Source organism: Embleya sp. NBC_00896 (assembly GCF_045207785.1).
In the GTDB taxonomy this organism is placed as follows: Bacteria; Actinomycetota; Actinomycetes; order Streptomycetales; family Streptomycetaceae; genus Embleya.
Window position 1 is genome coordinate 1,609,900 of the sequence record NZ_CP108776.1, and the last position, 17,560, is coordinate 1,627,459.

Consider the following 17,560-nt stretch of genomic DNA (forward strand, 5'->3'; position numbering starts at 1 on the left):
TGAGGCCACCCAGCCCGGCCGGCGATTGAGGCCGCTCCTGGTCGTCATGCGCCTGCAAGGATTCGCAAGGTGGACTCACCCGCGGGGTCCGCCCGGGTCGCGGCGGGGACGAGGACGACCTCGTCGACGCCGGCTTCGCGGTATTGCGCGATCCGCGCACGTGCGTGTTCCGCGGTGCCGGCCATACCGACCACCTCGACCGCCTCCGGCGGGATGGCGGCGAGGAGGTCCCGCGGATGCGGGCGCGTCCGAGCGTACGCGACCAGGTCCGCGAAGTCCGCGCGAGCGAACATCTCGCCGTAGCCGGGCGCGGCCAGGTAGCCGACCAGGCCGCGGCGCAACTGTTCCGCGCCCTCGTCCGCTCCGGGGCCGACCGCCGCGCAGACCCAGGCGGCCACCCGCGGCCGCGGCCGATCCGCCTCCTTCGCGGCCCGTTCCAGGTCGGCGATCAAGTCGGCCGCGGTCTCGGCGGAGATCAGGTTCAGCACCATGCGGTCCGCGTGCCGGGCCGCGGTACGAATGGCCGCCGGGCCGAACGCGGCCACGGTCAGACCGGCCGCCCCCGGGGCCGGCAACCGCAGCCGGTAGCCGCGCGAGCGGGCCACCTCGCCGTCCCCCGCCGACCTGGCGCCGTCCAGCAACTCCCGGGTCTGCCTGGCCGATTCGGCCAGCGCCGTACCCGCGCGCGCCCGGGAACGCCCGTGCCACTCCTCCACCACCACCGCCGAGGAGGTCCCCAGCGCCGCCGCCACCCGACGACCGGTCAGAGCGCGCACGGACGCCACGCCCATCGCGATCGTCGCCGGGTCCCGGACCGTCACCGCGAGCGGCCCCACGGTCAGCGGTATCCGCTCGGTCCGTGCCGCCACCGCGGTGGCCAGCGCGAACGCGTCGTACGTCGCCATCTCGCCGATCCACAGCTCGGCGTAGCCGAGTTCGTCCGCGAGCCGCGCCGTCGCGAGCGCCTCGTCGGCCGGCCGGTCCTGCCACAGGCCGAGCGAGACCGACAACTCCGACCCGTGTGCCCCGTACTCGCTCACGCCACCCTCTCCATCACCACGGCAGTACCCAGTCCCGCCGCGCCGCTGACCGCGGCCACGCCGTATCGACCGCCCGCGCACGCGAGTTCGCTCGCGCACGCGCCGGCCAGGATCGCGCCGGTGGCCCCGAACGCGTGTCCCATCGCGATCGTGCCGCCGTTGACGTTGAACCGGTCGGCGCCGAACCCGAGTTCGCGTTGGATCTTCAGGCACAGCGCGGCGAACGCCTCGGCGAACTCGACCACGTCCAGGTCGCCCGGGGCGAGCCCGGCCCGAAGCAGCGCCTTCGATATCGCCCGCTGACCCGCCGTCAGCATCCGGACCGGATCGGTGCCGACGGACGCCGAGGACACGATCCGGGCCACCGGCCACAGGCCGTACCGCTCGGCGCGGTCGAGCGTGCCGATCAGCATCGCGCACGCGCCGTCGGCGAGCGACGGCGCCGTGCCGCGGGTATGGAGGTGTCGGATCTCGCCCAGGTGCGGCAGGTGCCGCAGCGCGAGCGCGTCCTGCCCGCTGGCGCCCAACTCGGCGAACGCCGGTTCGAGCTTGGCGAGTTCGTCCATGTGTGTGCCCGGTCGCACGTGCTCGTCGTGGGCCAGGCCGCCGGGCAGCGGGACGACCGCGCCCGCGAAGCGGCCCTCGGCCCACGCCCGTGCGGCGCGTTCCTGGGTGCGGGCGCCGTACGCGTCCAGCTCGGCGCGCTCGTAGCCGTCCTCGGTGGCCACCACATCCGCCGCGATGCCCATGTGCACGCTGCCGATCCGCTCGACCACGGCCGCGTCCGTCCACAACGGCCCCCGATCGGCGAACATCGGCACCCGGGACGAGGATTCGACGCCGCCCGCGATCACCAGGTCGGCCTGTCCGGAGCGGACCAGCGCGGCGGCCGACGCGACCGCGTCGATCCCGGACGCGCAGAACCGGTTGATCGTCTGGCCCGGGACGGTGTCCGGCCAGCCGAGCGTGAGCACGGCGGTGCGCGCGAGATTGCCGCCCTGTTCGTCGACCTGGCCCGCGCACCCGAGGAGCACGTCCTCCACCGCGGCCGGATCGATCCCGGTGCGCTCGACCAGCGCGCCCAGCACGTGTTCGACCAGGGTCAGCGCGGGCGCCCCGGCGAGGCCGCCGCGGGGCGACGCCTTCCCGCGCGGGGTGCGCACGGTGTCGAGGATGTACGCGTCGTTGGTCATGCGTCCGCGCCCCGGCCGACGACGGTGGTGACGACCGTCGTGAAGGAGCCGCCCACGTTGACGGTGAGCGCGGTACGCGCGCCGTCGACCTGGATCGGGCCGGCCCGGCCGGTGACCTGGCGGGCGGCGTCGAGCACCATCCGCACGCCGGTGGCGCCGACCGGGTGGCCCAGGCCGAGCAGTCCGCCGCCCGGGTTGACCGGGAGACGGCCGCCGGGCCCGAACGCGCCCTCGGCGACCAGCCGGCCGGCGTCCCCGGGGCCGCACACGCCCAGGTGTTCGAGCATGATCAGTCCGGTGACACTGAAGCAGTCGTGCAGTTCGGCCACGTCCAGCTCGTCGGGGCCGGTGAGCCCGGCCCGGCGGTAGGCGTCCGCGACCGCGCCCGCCAGCTGCGGGAACATCGCCGCGTCGGTCCGGCCCAGCTTGTCGGCCAGCGACAGCGTGTCGGTGCGATGTCCGAAGCCGCGCACGCACGCCAGGTCGGCCGGGTCCGGGCCGTGTTCGGCGACCCAGGCGGGCGACGCGAGGACGAGCGCGGCGGCGCCGTCGGTGATCCGGCCGCAGTCGGTGCGGCGCAGCCGGCCCGCGACGACCGGATTGGCCGTGTCGTCGGCGGTGAAGGCCGCCGCGGCGAAGTCCCAGTCGCGGGCCTGCGCGAGCGGGTTGCGCGCGGCGTTCGCGAACGCCGCGGCCGAGAACGCGCCCAGGTGCGCGGGGTCCAGGCCGTATCGGGCGTCGTACGCGTCGGCGATCTCGGCGAACAGGGTCGGCCACGGGAACTGCGCGCCGACCGCCTCGTGGCCCACCCACGCGGCGCTGCCCAGGTGCCCGGCGCCCTCGTTCGCGGGCACGTTGCGCATCAGCTCGACCCCGACGACGAGCGCGAGGTCGTACCGGCCGGCCTGGAGGTCGGCGCCGGCCGCCAGGACCGCGCAGCTCCCGGACGCGCAGGCGGCCTCGTGCCGCATGCTCGGCCGGCCCGCGAGTTCGGGCACGGCGGTCGCCAGCAGGCCGCCCAAGTGCGCCTGGCCGGCGAAGAGTTCGCCCGCGAGGTTGCCCACGTGCACGACCTCGACCGCGCGCGCGTCCACCTTGGCGTCGGCCAGCGCGCCCAGGCTCGCCTCGCGCATGAGGTCGATCAGGCCCAGGCCCTCCTTGGCCCAGTTGCGGGCGAAGTCGGTCTGGGCGCCGCCGAGGATGTACATCGGGGGCGCCGCGGGTATGGCGGTCGCCATCCCGGGGGTGGGGGTGGGAGCGGGAGCGGGGGTGGTCATCGAACTCCTTCCACCGGGTCGGTCGACGCGAAGCGGCCGCGCAGGTCGGCCTTGCGTACCTTGCCGACCGGGTTGCGGGGCAGCGCGTCGACCACTTCGAGGCGCTCGGGCAGTTTGTACACCGCGATGTGTCGCTCCCTCAGGAACCGGGTCAGTTCGTCCAGCGTCGGGGCGCGTCCGCCGGGCGCCGCCACCACGACGGCGCACGCGCGTTCGCCGAGGACCGCGTCGGGCACCGCGACGATCGCGGCCTCGGCGATCGCCGGATGCGCCGTCAGGTGGCCCTCGACCTCGGCGGCGGAGATGTTCATTCCGCCGCGCACGACGATGTCCTTGGCCCGATCGACGTAGCGCAGCCAGCGCGGGTCGCCGGACGCGTCGGCCGCGTAGGCGAACATGTCGCCGGTCCGGAACCAGCCGTCGTCGTCGAACGCGGCCCGGCGGGCCTGCTGATCACGCGTCACGTACCCGGAGAACACGCCCGGGCCCTTGAGTCGCAGTTCGCCGGCCACGCCGACCTCGGTGATCTCGGTCTCCGTGGCGAGGTCGACGAGTCGGCTGCGCATGCCGTGCGAGGCGCGGTTGGGCCAGGTGTGGTCGGGCGAGCCGAAGCGCGGGAAGTAGTGCGCGCGGTCGCGGTGGTCGGGGACGGTGATCGGGTCCGACTCCAGGCTGGCGCCCTCGTTGGAGCCGAAGTAGTTGATCACCTCGATGCCGAACCGCTCGGCCCAGCCGACCGTCATCTCCTCGGTCAGCGGCGCCGATCCGGAACCGATCACGCGTAGCGAGGACAGCACGCCCGGCGGCAGGTCCTCGCGGTGCAGGAGCATCGTCAACAGCGCGGGCGGCACCACCGTGTACGTGACCCGCTCGGCCGCCAACTGGCCCAGGAACACGGCCGGATCGAAGGGGTGGTGCTGCACGAGCACCGCGCCGGTGATCAGCCACGGCAGGAACATCCCCGCGATCCCGGCCATGTTGACCATCGGGAACGGGTTGAGCAGCACGTCGTCGCCGGTCAGGGTAGCGGCGTCGACGCTGCCGACGGCCATCGGTCCCCAGTCGTCGGGGCAGCGCGGAACACCCTTGGGCACGGCCTCGGTTCCGGAGGTCCAACAGATCGTCACGCAGTCGCCGGGGCCGACGTCGAGCCCGTCGAGGTAGCGGGTCAAGAGCACGGTCGAGGCCTTCTCGCACGCGGCGTCCAACGCGGTGACGCCCTCGGGCACGTCGTCGCCGAAGGCGAGCACCGCGCGCGTCCCCGACAGCGGAAGCCCGACGATCACCTCGGCCGCGGGCCACGACCCCGCCCGGGTGGCGGTCACGAACACCCGTACGTCCGCGATCCGAGCCAGCTCCTCCAGCTCGAACTCGCGGTACTGGACCGGGAACGGCGTGGCGATCGCGCCGAGCCGGGCGATCGCCAGGTAGACGGCGGCCAGTTCCACCGAGTTGGGCAGTTGCACGCCGACGACGGTGTCGCGCACGACGCCGCGATCCAACAGCACGGCGGCCAACGCGTCCACGTAGGCGTCCAGTTCGGCCCAGGTCAGACGCCTGGGGGCGCCGTCCATGAGTGCGGTGCGGTTGGCGGGGTCCACGATCGCGGTCCGGTCCGGACGTTCGGCGACCCGGGCCCGGAACAGCTCGTCCCAGGTCGGGCCGCCCCACCACGGCGCGTACAGCGCGGCCCGCTCGGCGGTGTGCAGTCTCATCCCCGGCCTCCGAGCTGGTCGGCGCGCACCCAGGTGGCGTGGAAGCCGACCGGCACCCGGGTCGGCAGCAGGACCCGGCACACGGGCCCGGCGTCGAGGTCCGCCGCGTCCAGGACGACGACCTCGGAGCGGCCCTCGCGCTCGTCGGTCACGAACGACACGAGGTAGCCGTCGTCCTCGCCGGTGCTGTTGTCGCGCGCGGCGAACGGCGCCTCGGAGCCCCAGCGTCCGGCGCCGAAGCGGTGGTCCTGGCGTGCGCCGGTGTGCAGGTCGTAGCGCACGATGCCGTCGAAGAGCAGGGTGTCCTCGCGGGCGATGTGCACGTTGTACGCGTAGCGGTTGCGCTTGCCGACCACGCGCGAGTCGATCGTGGGGAACTCGGTGTTGTCGTCGTCGCGCGGTCCCTCGGTGGTGCGACCCGTCGTCAGATCGAAGCGGTAGCGCCACAGTTGGGCGTCCAGGCGCAGGTAGGCGAGCATCCGCGCGAGCGGGTGCTCGATTTTCGGCTGGTGGTGCGGGTCCTTGACCCGGCACACGTCCATGACGATCTCGCCGGGCTCCTCCCAGGCGTTGACGACGTGATAGATGTACCCGGGCGCGGCCTCGAACCATCGGACCCGTGAGCCGTCGCCGTGTCTGGGGAGCACCGCGAAGCGGGACGGCAACGTCTGGTCGAAGTGCAGTTTGTAGCGGCCCTGGTGTCGGGCCTCCTGGTTCTGGATCAGCGGCAGGTCCATCAGGATCGCGTGGTTCTCGGTGATCGCCATGTCGTGCGGCAGGCGCGGGCCCGGGAGTTCGATGTTCGTGGTGTGCGCGACCGTGCCGTCCGCGCCGACGACGCCGTAGCGCAGGTAGGGCGGTTCGGGGCCGTAGTCGAACCAGAACAGTTCGCCGGTGCTCTCGTCGACCTTGGGATGCGCCATGAAGTCGCCGGTGAGCGTGCCCAGGAAGGTCTCGGGGCCGAGCGTCTCCAGGGACAGCGGGTCCAGCGAACGTGGGGTCCCGCACAGGTACCAGGTCGCGAGCAGCTTGCCGTTGAAGAACGTGACGTCGGTGTTCGCGGAGTCCTTCAGGCCCAGGCCGTGCCCGTTGCCGAAGGGGTTGCCCTTGGGGTCCTCCATGACGCCGGTCCACAGTCCGTGCCCGGCCCGGGACTCGGCGTCGAACGCCTCGGTGCGCACCCAGCGGTTCACATAGCGCGCACGGCCGTTCTCGAAGTGCAGACCGTGGATCATGCCGTCGCCGTCGAACCAGTGGTAGCGGCCGGTCGCGGGGTGCCGACGGTTCGGGCCGTTGCGCAGGTAGACACCGTTCAGGTCGCGCGGAATCTCCCCGATCACTTCCAGATCGTCTGCGGTGATCTCAGCCACGACCGGCGCGTACACACCGAGCAGATAGGGGTTCTCCTCACCGTCCTCGACGGGCTTGAGGGCCGTGCCTGCATAGTTGTTCATGGCAACTCCGGGGTCGCAGGAGACTCGCTTCGAGGGCGCACGCCTACTTCCGGAGGCTAACCCCACGCGTCGAATACTTCTAGAGTGGAAGTAGTCGGATCAAGCTCGGCCGCCCCACCCGGCGGCCCCGCCGCGACCGAGGGAATACTTCGCCCATGGAGACTGCGCCCGCCCCGACTCCCACCCCCACATCGCTGGGTCACGGCCTGCTGGTGATGGGCGACCTGTGGAATCTGCTGATCGTGCGCGAGGCGCTGGCCGGCCCGGTGCGCTTCGGCGACCTCAAGGCGGCGCTGGCCATCTCGGATCCGGTGCTGACCCGGCGGCTGCGCGACCTGCTGGCCGACGGAGTGCTGGCGGCGGACGGCCCGCGCCAGGTGTACCGGCTGACCGACGCGGGCGAGGACCTGTGGCCGGCGTTCGTGGCGATCAACGCGTGGGACCGGCGGTGGGCGCCGACGTCGCCGCTTCGGGTCCGGGTCCGGCCGCGGCATCTGACCTGCGGACACGGCTTCGATCCGATCTTCGGCTGCGGGGCGTGCGGGGCGATCGGGGTGAGCGCGCGCGACACGGCGGCGGCGCGGGATCCGGCGGTGCCGGCCGAGGCGACGAACCCGCGCCGGCGCTATCACCGCTCGGCGGCGGCGACCGGCGGCGCGTCGCCGATCGCGGCGGCGGCCGTGCTGGCGGACCGCACGTCCACCTCGATCCTGGCCGCCGCGTTCCTGGGCATCCACCGCTTCGGCGACTTCCAGCGCGTCATGCACGACACCGCCCCGCACACCCTGACCACGCGGCTGGGCCTGCTCACCGACGAGGGCATCCTGACCAAGACCCCGCTCCAGGAAGGCGCCCGCCGCACCGGCTACCGACTGACCCCCAAGGGCCACGACTTCTTCCCCACCTTCGCCTTCCTGATCGCCTGGTCCGAACAACGCTTCAGCGCCGACGGCCTCGCCGGCGTCCGCATCACCCACCGCACCTGCGGCGAACCCCTGGTTCCCCGCTGGACCTGCAACGCGTGCAACGGGGAGATTTCGGCCAAGACGGTCGATGTGGGCCATGTACGTTAGGAACCACCGACATTGAAGCTTCGCCATCTTCGAACGTGCCGGTCAGCGGGGTTGGCGTGACGGGCTGCCGGCGTACTCGTGCTGGTGGTGGGCGGCGGTCCGGCGTGTAGATCGTTTGGCAGGGGGGTCTTTGCCGATTCCGCTCTGGCCCTGTCCGTGTGGCTCCTATTCTCCGGCCGAACATGCCGGGGGTGGCGCCCGAGGCTGTCGGACCGGGCTTGTCGGTCCGACAGCAGCCGATGTCAGGCCAGTGCGGCTCCGCGTGAGGGAGACCCCTTGGTTTTGCGGGATTCGGTTGCCCGCGGCGGTGCGTGTCGTCAGGGTTGCGGGGTGTCGCCGGGTCGGGCGTTCGGTGCCCTGTGGAGGCGGCACGGAAAGGGTTCTGCCATGAGGCATGCGAACGGGTCCGCCGCCGGTGTGCGGGCGCTGGTGGGCGGTGTCGCGGCCGTGCTGGCCATGACCGTCGTCGCCGGGTGCAACGGGGACAAGACGAACAAGACGAGCGGCTCGGCGGCGGTGTCCGGCACCGCGTCGGCCTCCACCTCGGCGCGGGCGACGACGTCGCCGTCGAGTACGGCCACCTACGACTACACCCCGTCGGCGCGCGCCTCGGCCACCGGTCGGCCCACCCGCAGCGCGTACTACAGTCCGAGCGCGACGCCGTCGAGCACCAAGACCGCGTACGACAAGGGCGAGTGCCTGAGCGGGCGGATCAACACCGGTGGGAGCCAAGAGCAGTTGGACTCGGTCTCGTGCTCCGATCCCAAGGCCAACTTCAAGGTCCTGCGGGTGTACCCGTACACGACGTCCGGTCGGCCGTGCGACAACGTCAGCGGCGCGGACTACACGTACTCCAGCTACTGGACCCTCAACGGCGTCCCCACCTACGGAAGCACCTACTGCCTCTCCGAGATCGGCTGAGCCGCCCCGCTCGACGTAGGTCGCGCCCCGGGCGACCAAAGTCGATGGACGGCTCGACTCCCGACGACTGCCGAATCGGGCATCGGGCTGCCTAGGCTGAGCTGTGATCAAGCGCCGGACCAGCCCAGATAGTGCCGTACGGGAGTCGCCCTCGCCCGAGCGCACGGCGGTGCGGCCTCCGCGCACCGTCCGTGAGTGGGCGGCCGACGTCGGCTACGCGATCGGCGCGCTGACGCTCGGCTCGGTGATCCTCGCGTCGGCGGTCCAGGAAGAGAACGACCCGCCGAGCGTGCCGATCGAGGTGATCCTGGGCGGCGTCATGCTGGCGGGGCTGTTGCTGGTGCGCCGGAGCAGGCCGACCGCGCTCGCGGTGGTCTGGGTGGTCACCGGGTTCTTCTCGGCCGCCGTCACCGGATCCAGTCCGGTCGTGCTGCTCAATCTCGCGATCCATCGGCCCTGGCGGGTCACGTTGTCGATCGCCGCCGCCCAAATGGCGCTGATCGCGGGCACCTTCTGGGTCGGCGCCGAGTCTGCGCGCGCCTACTGGGAGAGCGTCCTCGGGATGCTGCTCCTGAACACGACCGCCGTGGCCACCGGCATGCTGATCCGGTCCCAGCGGCAGTTGACCGCGTCCTGGCGCGAGCGCGCCCGCCAGGCCGAGGAGGGCCAGCGGCTGCGCGTCGAGGAGGCCCGACACCTGGAGCGCGAGCGGCTCGCGCGCGAGATGCACGACGTGCTCGCGCACCGCATCTCGCTGCTGGCGATCCACGCGGGCGCGCTGGAGTACCGGGCCGGCGCGTCGCCCGAGGAGGCCCGGGCGGCCGAGGTCATCCGACAGTGCGCGTTCGAGGCGTTGGAGGATCTGCGCGAGGTGATCGGCGTGCTGCGCGCCCACTCCGACGAGGTCGACGCCGACGAGCCCGAGCGGCCGCAGCCGATCCTCGGCGATCTGCCCGCGCTGATCGACGAGTCCCGACAGGCCGGTGCAATCGTCGAACTCGACCTGCCCGACCTGCCGTCGGTGTCCGGCCGAACCGGCCGGCACGCCTATCGGATCGTCCAGGAGGGCCTGACCAACGCGCGCAAACACGCCCCGGGCGCCCACGTGCGCGTGAGCGTTGCGCCGGCCGCCGACGAGGGGCTCGCGATCGAGGTGGTCAACCGGCTGCCGCACGGCCACACCGGCAGCGGCATCCCCGGCGCCGGCGCCGGGCTGATCGGCCTGCGCGAGCGGGTCGCCCTGATCGGCGGCCGGCTCGAGCACGGACGCACGGCGCACGGTGACTTCCGCCTGTGGGCCTGGCTACCGTTGGCCAAATGACTACTGCCGACGGCTGTGTACGGGTCCTCGTCGTCGACGACGACGCCCTGGTCCGGGCCGGACTCTCGATGATGCTGTCCGGGCTGCCCGACGTGCGCGTGGTGGGCGAGGTGTCCGACGGCGCCGACGTGCTCGGCGCCGTCGAGGAGCACCGGCCCGACGTGGTGCTGATGGACATCCGGATGCCCCGGGTGGACGGCCTCGCCGCGACCGCGACCCTGCGGTCCCGCCCCGAGGCGCCGGAGGTGATCGTGATGACGACCTTCGACACCGACGACCACATCCTCAAGGCGATGCGCGCGGGCGCGAGCGGCTTCCTGCTCAAGCACACCCCGCCGCGCGACATCGTCGAGGCGATCCGCCGGGTGGCCTCGGGCGAGCCGATGCTCTCCCCCGACGTGCTGCGCCGGATGATGACGTACGTCGCGGCGGCCGGCGTCGACCCGCGCCGCGCCCGCGCCCGCGCGGCCCTGGCGCTGCTGAGCGAGGGCGAGCGCGGGGTGGCCGCACTGGTCGGCAAGGGGTACACCAACGCGGAGATCGGCAAGGAGCTGTCGATCAGCGTGGCGACCGTCAAGGCGTACGTGTCACGGCTGTTGACCAAGCTCGACCTCAACAACCGGGTCCAGATCGCGCTGCTCGTCCACGACGCGTCCGATTCCTGACCCGACCCCGCCACAAGCGTTCGACCCCCTTGCGGCCCCCGCGCGATCGGGCCCACGCTGACCCGATGACCGATCCCGGGCACCCCGGACGCCGGGTGCGCCATCACATCGTGCGCCTGATCCGCGTGGCGCCGATCGTGCTCGTCCCCATGCTGTGCGCGTGGTGGGTGTGGTCCGCCCGCCTGCTCGACCCCTTCGAGCGGGAGGCGGTGCACGACCGTGTGGCGCTGCCGACGGGCTGACCCGAAACGAAAGCGAGCTGCCTCGGGCCAGAAGGCTCTTCTCGGCCGAGGCGGCTTGGGCTCGGGGCGGTGGGGTAATGGGGGCTCGGTTGACGGGGATGGATCATGGGCCCGTTATCAAGGGCCTCGCCGCTTCGGCAGGGCGCGCCGCTGGGGGGCCGGGGTCGCCCCGGCCGGACGGCCCTACCCGGCTCCCGGGAACAACGACACGAACGGGTCGGATGCCGCCGTCATGCCCCGGCCGAAGGGCGCGTCGAGATCCCAGATCAGGAACAGCAAGAACGCGATCAGCGCGCTGAACAGGCCCGCCACGATCAACTCCGGGGCGGATCTGCGGATCTGCAGCGTGAAGATCATCCCGACCGTGACCATGGCCCCGATCACCAGGCCGAACCACACCAGCCCCGGCATCGAGGCCCCGGCCTGGCCGCCGCGGGCCTGCCGCGCGTCGTCCGCGATCGCGACCTGGTCCAGGATCGGCTGGTACATCTGCGCTTCCTGGTCGGTCTGCGGGACGTAGTCGGTGACGCCGTTGCGGACCGTGGCGAACAGCTCGTCGCCGCGCTTGGACAGCTCGCCGTTGTCGGCCATGTAGTCCCACTCGTGCTGAACCACGAACCTCACGTATGCGTCGACGTCCGCGCGGATCCGGTCGCGCGCCTGCGGCGAGTAGACCCGGACCCGTTCGCTGACCTCGTGCAACGACTGCGACTCGCGCCGCACCTCGTCCTCGGCCGCGCCACGGCCCTCCCACACGGCGGCGATCGCGAGCCCGAGCACGATCGCGTAGATGACGCCGATCATCATCGTCATGTATTCGAGCACGTCCGGAGTGGCCGACGGGTCGTCGTCGTCCGGCAGTCGGCGCTCCTTGAGCACGACCACCGCGAGCACGACCGTGCACACCGCGGCCATCGCGAGTGCCAATACAACCCAATGGGACACGGATGACCTCCGGGTCGAGGAAGAAGGCGAGGGAAGAGTCGGTGCGGCGGCCGGAGCGGCGGCCGGGAGAACGATCGGGGCACGGCCGCCGGGTGTCGCGGAGGCGAAGCGGAGGGCTCTGCCGAATCAGCCACTCGAACCGCGGGAGCGGGCCTGGCCCCGGGGCCGGAGCGCGGCACCGGCCAGGATCGCGGGCGCGGTGATCAGCAACGTCGTGGTGACCATCGACGAACTGCGCTCGGGCGGTGCCGTCTCCGGCGGGCGGGCCGGCGGGCGCCGGATCGCCGGGGGCCGCACGACGGCCGGTGGCGGTGTCACCACCGGCGGGCTCGTGGGCGGCGGGCTCGGCGGCTTCGGGGTCGGCCGCGCCGGCGGCGTCGGCTCGGGCACGACGACCGCGACGGGGGTGGGCCGGACCGCCGGCGGCGTGGTCCGCACCGGCATCGGCTTGGGAGTGGCCTTCGGCGGCGGCGTGCTCGGTGCTCGCGTGGGCGTCGGGGTCGGCTTGGGCCTGGTGGGGGTCGGCGTGGGTTTCGGCGACGGTTTCGGCGTCGGCCGGCACGGCCCGTGGTGCACCAACCGGAAGTCGACGTCAAGCCCGATCCCGTGGGTCGGCGGCCCCGTCACGGTGGTCACCTCGATGGTGACGACCGCCCCCGGGGCGCCGCCGATCGACACGCACACGTCCACCTTCGTGCCGGGCGGCCGGCCATTGCCGCCCGACCCGGTCGATCCCGCCCACGCGGCACCGGCCGGAGCGGCGAGCAGAGCCCCCGCCCCGACCACGCACCCCCACCGGCGCGCCCGACCCCATGCGCTCATGGAGACGATTTTTCCGCGCGATCGGCAGCTTTTGCTCGATTACCGCACGAATTCACTCGGAAGAGTCATCTCACCTGTCAAATACATATAATCAGTGCGTACGTTGCCCGCCCAACCACGTCGCCTCGACCGCGATCTGCCGCACCGCCATCGGATCGACCGTGCGCGGGTCCGCGCTCAGCCACACCAGGTCGGCCGGGCTGCCGACGGCCGGCACGCGCCGGTCGTCCGCGAACGCCTGATACGCGACGCCGCTCGTGTAGGCGTCCAGCGCCTGATCCATCGTCAGCCGCTCGTGCGGGATCCATCCTTCGTCCGGCGTGCCCTCGAACGTGCGTCGGGTGACCGCGACTTGGATGCCTTCGAGCGGCTGGTGCGAACTCACCGGCCAGTCGCTGCCGAACGACACCGGCGCGCCGGAGTCGACCAGGCCGCGCATCGGATACTGGAGCGCACCCCGCTTCTCGCCCACCCTGGGTATCGACAACTCCGTCTGGAGTGGGTCCAGTTGGGCCCACAGCGGCTCGAAGTTGGCGATCACACCGAGCCGTTCGAAGCGCGCGAGGTCGGCCGGGTCGACGATCTGCACGTGCGCGATCACCGGTCGCCGGTCCCACGCCGGATTGACCGCGGCGGCGGCCTCGATCGCGTCCAGCGCGGCCCGTACCCCCGCGTCGCCGATCGCGTGGATGTGCACCTGGAACCCGTCGGCGTCGAACGCCGTGACCGCCGCCGCGAGCGCGGCCGGCGGCCACACCGGCATGCCGCAACTGTGCGGCGCGTCGCAGTACGGCGCCAACATCGCGGCCGTGCCGCCCTCGATCACGCCGTCGGCGAAGAACTTCACCGTCCGCGCCGACAACAGCGACCCGCCCTCGGCCACGACCCGCGCCCGCGCGGCGACGAACTCGGCGCGCTGCCCGAGCCATCGATCCGGGTCGGCGCGAAACGCGAGGTTGGCCCGGAACGCCAACACCCCGCGCCGCGCCGCCTCGATGTACGGCGTCACCATCTCCGGTTCCACCCACGCGTCCTGAACCCACGTCACGCCCGCGCGCGCGAAGGCGGAGCCGGCCACCCGTAGCGCCTCGACCAGTTCGTCCACCGGCCGCCCGGGCACCCGGTCGAGCACGAGGTCGCACGCGTGCCACTCGCGCAGCGTCCCCATCGCCGACCCGTCCGGCCGCCGCACCACCCGGCCGAGCCGCGGCTGTGGCGTGGCGTCGGTGATCCCGGCCCGGCGCAGCGCCTCGGTGTTGCACCACACCGTGTGATAGTCGTACGCCCGCAGGACGACCGGCCGATCGGCCACCGCCGCGTCCAGCCATCGCGCGTCGAACTCGCCGTCCGGGACCAGCGTCGGGTCGTAACTGGCGCCGACGATCCAGTCCTCGTCCGGGTGCGCGGCCGCCCATCGGCCCACCTCGGCCCCGATCGCCTCGACGCTCGCCAACCCCTTGACCTGCGGCCCGAAGTATTCGAGCCCGCCGAAGAGGGGATGCGCGTGTCCGTCGCCGAAGGCCGGCAGCAGCAGTCCGTCCCCGAGTTCGACGATCTCGTCCGCGTCCAACGCGAGCGCGTCGGCGCCGAGCGCGACCACGTGCCCGTCCCGGATCGCCAGCGCGGTGGTGTCGCCCGCGCCGGTGCGGATGGTGCCCCGGAACAGGGTCGTGGTCATGGTGCTCACTCCGTAGATCAAGGGATCGGATCCGTTCGGCGTCGACCGTGGTCGGGGTCGCGTATCGGTCGGGGTCATGCTCGCGGATCCGCGGCGCGACCACGACACCGATCGCGAACACGATCGGCGGGGGGACGAGAAGCGCGATGTCGTCGACGCGCCGGCGCCCGGCCCGCGGGCGCAGTCGGCGCAGTCGGTGGAGGCGGTGGAGTCGCCCGGCGACCCTGCGTGAGGTGGGCACCCCGCCTTCGTCGAGCGTATTAGGCCAACCTAACCTGCTTCAGTGAACGTCCCTCTGACGCGGGGCCGCACGACGGCGCGCCGGACCTTGTGTCTGGTCTCGGTCGCGCTCGTGCTGGTCGCCGCGTGTCTGCTCAGTCTCGCCGTGGGCAGCCGAGCCATTTCACCGACGGTCGTCTTCGACGCGCTCGTCCACGGTGGGGATTCCACCGACGCGATCGTGGTGAACTCGATGCGGCTGCCCCGCACCTTCGTCGCGCTCCTGGTGGGCGCGTCGCTCGGGATCGCCGGCGCGTGCATGCAGGGGCTGACCCGCAATCCGATCGCGGAGCCGGGCATCCTGGGCATCAGCACCGGCGCCGCGACCGGCGTGGTCACCGCGATCACGGTGTTCGGGGTGACCACCCTGACCGGCTACGTGTGGTTCGGCTTCGCCGGCGCGTTGTGTACGGGGGTGCTGGTGTACGCGGTGGCCGCGCGCGGACGCGGCGGCGCCACCCCGGTCAAGCTCGCGCTGTCGGGGCAGGCCCTCGCGGCCACCCTGGGCGCGGTGATCACGATGGTCCTGACGACCGATCAGGGCACGCTCGACCAGTACCGGTTCTGGCTCGTCGGCTCGTTGGCCGGACGAACCGACGACGTGGCCTGGCAGATGCTGCCGTTCGTGTGCGTGGGCGCGGCCCTGGTGGCGAGCGCCGCGCGCGGCCTGGACGCGCTGGCGCTCGGCGACGACGTGGCCAAGGGGCTCGGCCACAAGGTGAACCGGATCCGGGTGATCGGCGGGCTCGGCGCGACCGTGCTGACCGGCGTCGCGGTGGCCGCCACCGGCCCGATCTCGTTCGTCGGCCTGGCCGTTCCGCACGCCGCGCGCGCCCTGGTCGGCACCGACCACCGCTGGGTGCTCGCGATGTCCGCGCTGCTGGCGCCGGTCCTGTTGCTGGTAGCGGACGTACTGGGCCGGGTGATCTTCCCGCCCTCCGAGGTCGAGGTGGGCGCGATGACGGCACTGATCGGGGTGCCGATCCTGGTCGCGCTCGTGCGCCGCAGGCCGGTGGTGGCCGGATGAGCTACCGCCCCTACGGCCACGCCCTGGTCCGTCGCCCGCGCTTCTCGTTCCTGCTGCACCGCCGCTCGACGGTGGTGGCGAGCGTGCTGGCCGTGCTGCTCGCGGCGGGCTTCCTGCTCAGCCTGTGCGTGGGCGTGCGCTTCATCCTGCCCGGCGACGTGCTCAAGGTGCTGTTCGGCGTCGACGACAGCATCGTGGTCGAGACGCTGCGACTGCCCCGCGCGACGGTCGGCCTCCTGGTCGGCCTGGCCTTCGGGATCGCCGGCGCGCTGATCCAGACGGTGGCCCGCAATCCGCTCGCCAGCCCCGACGTCATCGGCGTCTCGCACGGCGCGGCCGCGGCAGTCGTGTTCGGGCTGGTCTTCGGCCTCGGCGGACCGACCGCGACCCCGCTCACCGCGGTCGCCGGCGGCACCGTCGCGGCCTTCCTGGTGTACGCGCTGGCCTGGCGCAACGGCCTGAGCGCGCAACGGTTCGTGCTGATCGGCGTCGGCATCTCGGTGGCCCTGTACTCGGTCACCAACCTGCTCCTGACCAAGGCCGACATCACCTTGGCCCAGCAGGCCAAGGTGTGGATGTCGGGCAGTCTGAACGGGCGTGGCTGGACCCAGGCCGAGCCGCTGTTCTGGGTGTTGATCGCGCTCACGCCCGCGATCGTGTGGGCGGCGCGCGCGGCGCGTTCGGCCGGGTTCGACGACGACACCGCGATCGCGCTGGGCATTCGGCTGGGCAGGATCCGGCTCGGCCTGGTCGTGGTCGGCGTGCTGCTGGCGTCGGTGGCCACCGGGGCCGCCGGGCCGGTGGACTTCGTCGCACTGGTCGCGCCGCAGGTCGCCCGGCGACTGACCCGAACCCCCCAGGCGCCACTGGTGTGTTCGGCCCTGCTCGGCGCGCTGATCGTGGTCGTCGCCGACATCGGCGCGCGGATGCTGATCCCGAACTCCGAGTTGCCGGTGGGCGTGCTGACCGCGGCCGTCGGCGGCCCGTACCTGCTGTGGATGTTGACCCGTTCCCGTTCCGGAGGCGCCTCGTGACCACCCATCAGCTCGGCGCCCGGGAGCTGACCCTCGGGTACGACGACCGCATCGTGGTGCGCGACCTGGACCTGGACGTCCCGGCCGGCAAGGTCACCGTCGTGGTCGGCCCCAACGCGTGCGGCAAGTCCACCCTGTTGCGCTCGCTCGGCCGACTGCTCAAGCCGGTGGCCGGCACCGTCCTGCTCGACGGCGCGGCGCTGCGCGACCTGCCCACCCGCGAGATCGCCCGGCGGATCGGCGTGCTGCCGCAGAGCCCGGTCCCGCCCGAGGGGATCACCGTGGCCGACCTCGTGGCGCGCGGGCGACAGCCGTACCAGCGCTGGTGGCAGCAGTGGTCCGACGAGGACGAGGACGTCGTCGCGGACGCGATGCGGCGCACCGACGTGGTCGACCTCTCGGACCGCTTCGTCGACGAACTCTCCGGCGGGCAGCGGCAGCGGGTGTGGATCGCGATGGCGCTCGCGCAGGGCACCGGCATCCTGCTGCTCGACGAACCGACCACGTTCCTGGACATATCCCACCAGGTCGAGGTGCTCGACCTGATCCGCGAACTGAACACCACGCGCGAGCGGACCGTGGTCGCCGTCCTGCACGACCTCAACCAGGCCTGCCGCTACGCCGACCACCTGATCGCGATGCGCGACGGCTCGATCGTCGCGCAGGGCACCCCCGCCGAGATCGTCACGGCCGACCTGGTGCGCGACGTGTTCGGGCTCGCGTGCGTGGTGATCCCGTGCCCGGTCACGGGTGCCCCGATGGTGGTGCCGGGGCAACCCCGGAAGACACCGTTGTAGCGGCCGCCCGGCCGTTCTTCGGCGGCCCGCTGTGGAAGACCCTCAAGGCCGTCCAGGCGAACAGGGCCCACGAGGTG

At 72.6% G+C, this 17,560-nt stretch carries 16 protein-coding genes; 9 read left to right on the forward strand and 7 right to left on the reverse strand.

What is annotated here, in order from left to right:
- Positions 1–44: 44 nt before the first annotated feature.
- The 5 genes from OG928_RS07280 to OG928_RS07300 are packed head-to-tail and all read right to left on the reverse strand — an operon-like array spanning position 45 to position 6,679.
- On the reverse strand, positions 45–1,040 hold the full coding sequence (locus tag OG928_RS07280; RefSeq protein ID WP_406280729.1) for an LLM class F420-dependent oxidoreductase: 996 nt from the start codon (positions 1,038–1,040) through the stop codon (positions 45–47).
- Positions 1,037–2,233: an acetyl-CoA C-acyltransferase gene (locus OG928_RS07285; RefSeq protein ID WP_406280731.1), complete on the reverse strand. Its 1,197-nt coding sequence runs from the start codon at positions 2,231–2,233 to the stop codon at positions 1,037–1,039. Before OG928_RS07285 ends, OG928_RS07280 begins: the two co-directional genes overlap by 4 nt.
- On the reverse strand, positions 2,230–3,510 hold the full coding sequence (locus OG928_RS07290; protein WP_406280732.1) for an acetyl-CoA acetyltransferase: 1,281 nt from the start codon (positions 3,508–3,510) through the stop codon (positions 2,230–2,232). Before OG928_RS07290 ends, OG928_RS07285 begins: the two co-directional genes overlap by 4 nt.
- Positions 3,507–5,225 (reverse strand): class I adenylate-forming enzyme family protein, encoded by a 1,719-nt coding sequence (locus OG928_RS07295; RefSeq protein WP_406280734.1) that lies wholly within the window; start codon positions 5,223–5,225, stop codon positions 3,507–3,509. The genes OG928_RS07290 and OG928_RS07295 overlap by 4 nt, the downstream gene beginning before the upstream one ends.
- Positions 5,222–6,679 (reverse strand): carotenoid oxygenase family protein, encoded by a 1,458-nt coding sequence (locus OG928_RS07300; RefSeq protein WP_406280736.1) that lies wholly within the window; start codon positions 6,677–6,679, stop codon positions 5,222–5,224. Before OG928_RS07300 ends, OG928_RS07295 begins: the two co-directional genes overlap by 4 nt.
- A gap of 155 nt (positions 6,680–6,834) precedes the next feature.
- Between OG928_RS07300 and OG928_RS07305 the strand changes: the two genes are divergently transcribed.
- The 5 genes from OG928_RS07305 (at position 6,835) to OG928_RS07325 (ending at position 10,901) form a co-directional block, all read left to right on the forward strand.
- Positions 6,835–7,752, forward strand: coding sequence for a winged helix-turn-helix transcriptional regulator (locus OG928_RS07305; RefSeq protein ID WP_406280738.1), 918 nt, complete (start codon positions 6,835–6,837; stop codon positions 7,750–7,752).
- A gap of 387 nt (positions 7,753–8,139) precedes the next feature.
- Positions 8,140–8,673 (forward strand): hypothetical protein, encoded by a 534-nt coding sequence (locus tag OG928_RS07310; RefSeq protein ID WP_406280740.1) that lies wholly within the window; start codon positions 8,140–8,142, stop codon positions 8,671–8,673.
- Positions 8,674–8,776: 103 nt separating this feature from the next.
- Positions 8,777–9,994, forward strand: a complete 1,218-nt coding sequence (locus OG928_RS07315; protein WP_406280741.1) for a sensor histidine kinase — start codon at positions 8,777–8,779, stop codon at positions 9,992–9,994.
- A complete protein-coding gene (locus tag OG928_RS07320; RefSeq protein WP_406280743.1) occupies positions 9,991–10,659 on the forward strand; it encodes a response regulator in 669 nt (222 codons plus the stop codon). The genes OG928_RS07315 and OG928_RS07320 overlap by 4 nt, the downstream gene beginning before the upstream one ends.
- Positions 10,660–10,724: 65 nt before the next feature.
- Positions 10,725–10,901, forward strand: coding sequence for a hypothetical protein (locus OG928_RS07325; RefSeq protein ID WP_406280745.1), 177 nt, complete (start codon positions 10,725–10,727; stop codon positions 10,899–10,901).
- Between the two features lie 183 nt (positions 10,902–11,084).
- On the opposite strand, the gene OG928_RS07330 is transcribed toward OG928_RS07325, so the two are convergent.
- Positions 11,085–11,846, reverse strand: a complete 762-nt coding sequence (locus OG928_RS07330) for a hypothetical protein (protein WP_406280747.1) — start codon at positions 11,844–11,846, stop codon at positions 11,085–11,087.
- A 199-nt stretch (positions 11,847–12,045) separates the two neighbouring features.
- Between OG928_RS07330 and OG928_RS07335 the strand changes: the two genes are divergently transcribed.
- On the forward strand, positions 12,046–12,759 hold the full coding sequence (locus OG928_RS07335) for a hypothetical protein (RefSeq protein WP_406280749.1): 714 nt from the start codon (positions 12,046–12,048) through the stop codon (positions 12,757–12,759).
- On the opposite strand, the gene OG928_RS07340 is transcribed toward OG928_RS07335, so the two are convergent.
- Positions 12,760–14,346, reverse strand: a complete 1,587-nt coding sequence (locus OG928_RS07340; RefSeq protein WP_406280751.1) for an amidohydrolase — start codon at positions 14,344–14,346, stop codon at positions 12,760–12,762.
- A gap of 283 nt (positions 14,347–14,629) precedes the next feature.
- Between OG928_RS07340 and OG928_RS07345 the strand changes: the two genes are divergently transcribed.
- From OG928_RS07345 to OG928_RS07355, 3 genes are read left to right on the forward strand one after another with little or no spacing between them, the layout of a single operon-like run.
- Entirely contained in the window at positions 14,630–15,652 is a 1,023-nt protein-coding gene (locus OG928_RS07345; protein WP_406280753.1) for a FecCD family ABC transporter permease, read from the forward strand.
- Positions 15,649–16,686 carry a FecCD family ABC transporter permease gene (locus tag OG928_RS07350; protein WP_406280755.1) on the forward strand — a complete coding sequence of 346 codons (1,038 nt, stop codon included), beginning with the start codon at positions 15,649–15,651 and terminating at the stop codon, positions 16,684–16,686. The genes OG928_RS07345 and OG928_RS07350 overlap by 4 nt, the downstream gene beginning before the upstream one ends.
- Positions 16,683–17,483, forward strand: coding sequence for an ABC transporter ATP-binding protein (locus tag OG928_RS07355; protein WP_406280757.1), 801 nt, complete (start codon positions 16,683–16,685; stop codon positions 17,481–17,483). The genes OG928_RS07350 and OG928_RS07355 overlap by 4 nt, the downstream gene beginning before the upstream one ends.
- The last annotated feature ends 77 nt before the right edge of the window (positions 17,484–17,560 follow it).

What these genes read in the sequence shown, in the direction of transcription:
- OG928_RS07295 (WP_406280734.1), bottom strand. Translation starts at nt 5,225, where the DNA reads ATGAGACTGCACACCGCCGAGCGGGCCGCGCTGTACGCGCCGTGGTGG.
- OG928_RS07300 (WP_406280736.1), bottom strand. Translation starts at nt 6,679, where the DNA reads ATGAACAACTATGCAGGCACGGCCCTCAAGCCCGTCGAGGACGGTGAG.
- OG928_RS07305 (WP_406280738.1), top strand. Translation starts at nt 6,835, where the DNA reads ATGGAGACTGCGCCCGCCCCGACTCCCACCCCCACATCGCTGGGTCAC.
- OG928_RS07320 (WP_406280743.1), top strand. Translation starts at nt 9,991, where the DNA reads ATGACTACTGCCGACGGCTGTGTACGGGTCCTCGTCGTCGACGACGAC.
- OG928_RS07290 (WP_406280732.1), bottom strand. Translation starts at nt 3,510, where the DNA reads ATGACCACCCCCGCTCCCGCTCCCACCCCCACCCCCGGGATGGCGACC.
- OG928_RS07310 (WP_406280740.1), top strand. Translation starts at nt 8,140, where the DNA reads ATGAGGCATGCGAACGGGTCCGCCGCCGGTGTGCGGGCGCTGGTGGGC.
- OG928_RS07325 (WP_406280745.1), top strand. Translation starts at nt 10,725, where the DNA reads ATGACCGATCCCGGGCACCCCGGACGCCGGGTGCGCCATCACATCGTG.
- OG928_RS07285 (WP_406280731.1), bottom strand. Translation starts at nt 2,233, where the DNA reads ATGACCAACGACGCGTACATCCTCGACACCGTGCGCACCCCGCGCGGG.
- OG928_RS07350 (WP_406280755.1), top strand. Translation starts at nt 15,649, where the DNA reads ATGAGCTACCGCCCCTACGGCCACGCCCTGGTCCGTCGCCCGCGCTTC.
- OG928_RS07340 (WP_406280751.1), bottom strand. Translation starts at nt 14,346, where the DNA reads ATGACCACGACCCTGTTCCGGGGCACCATCCGCACCGGCGCGGGCGAC.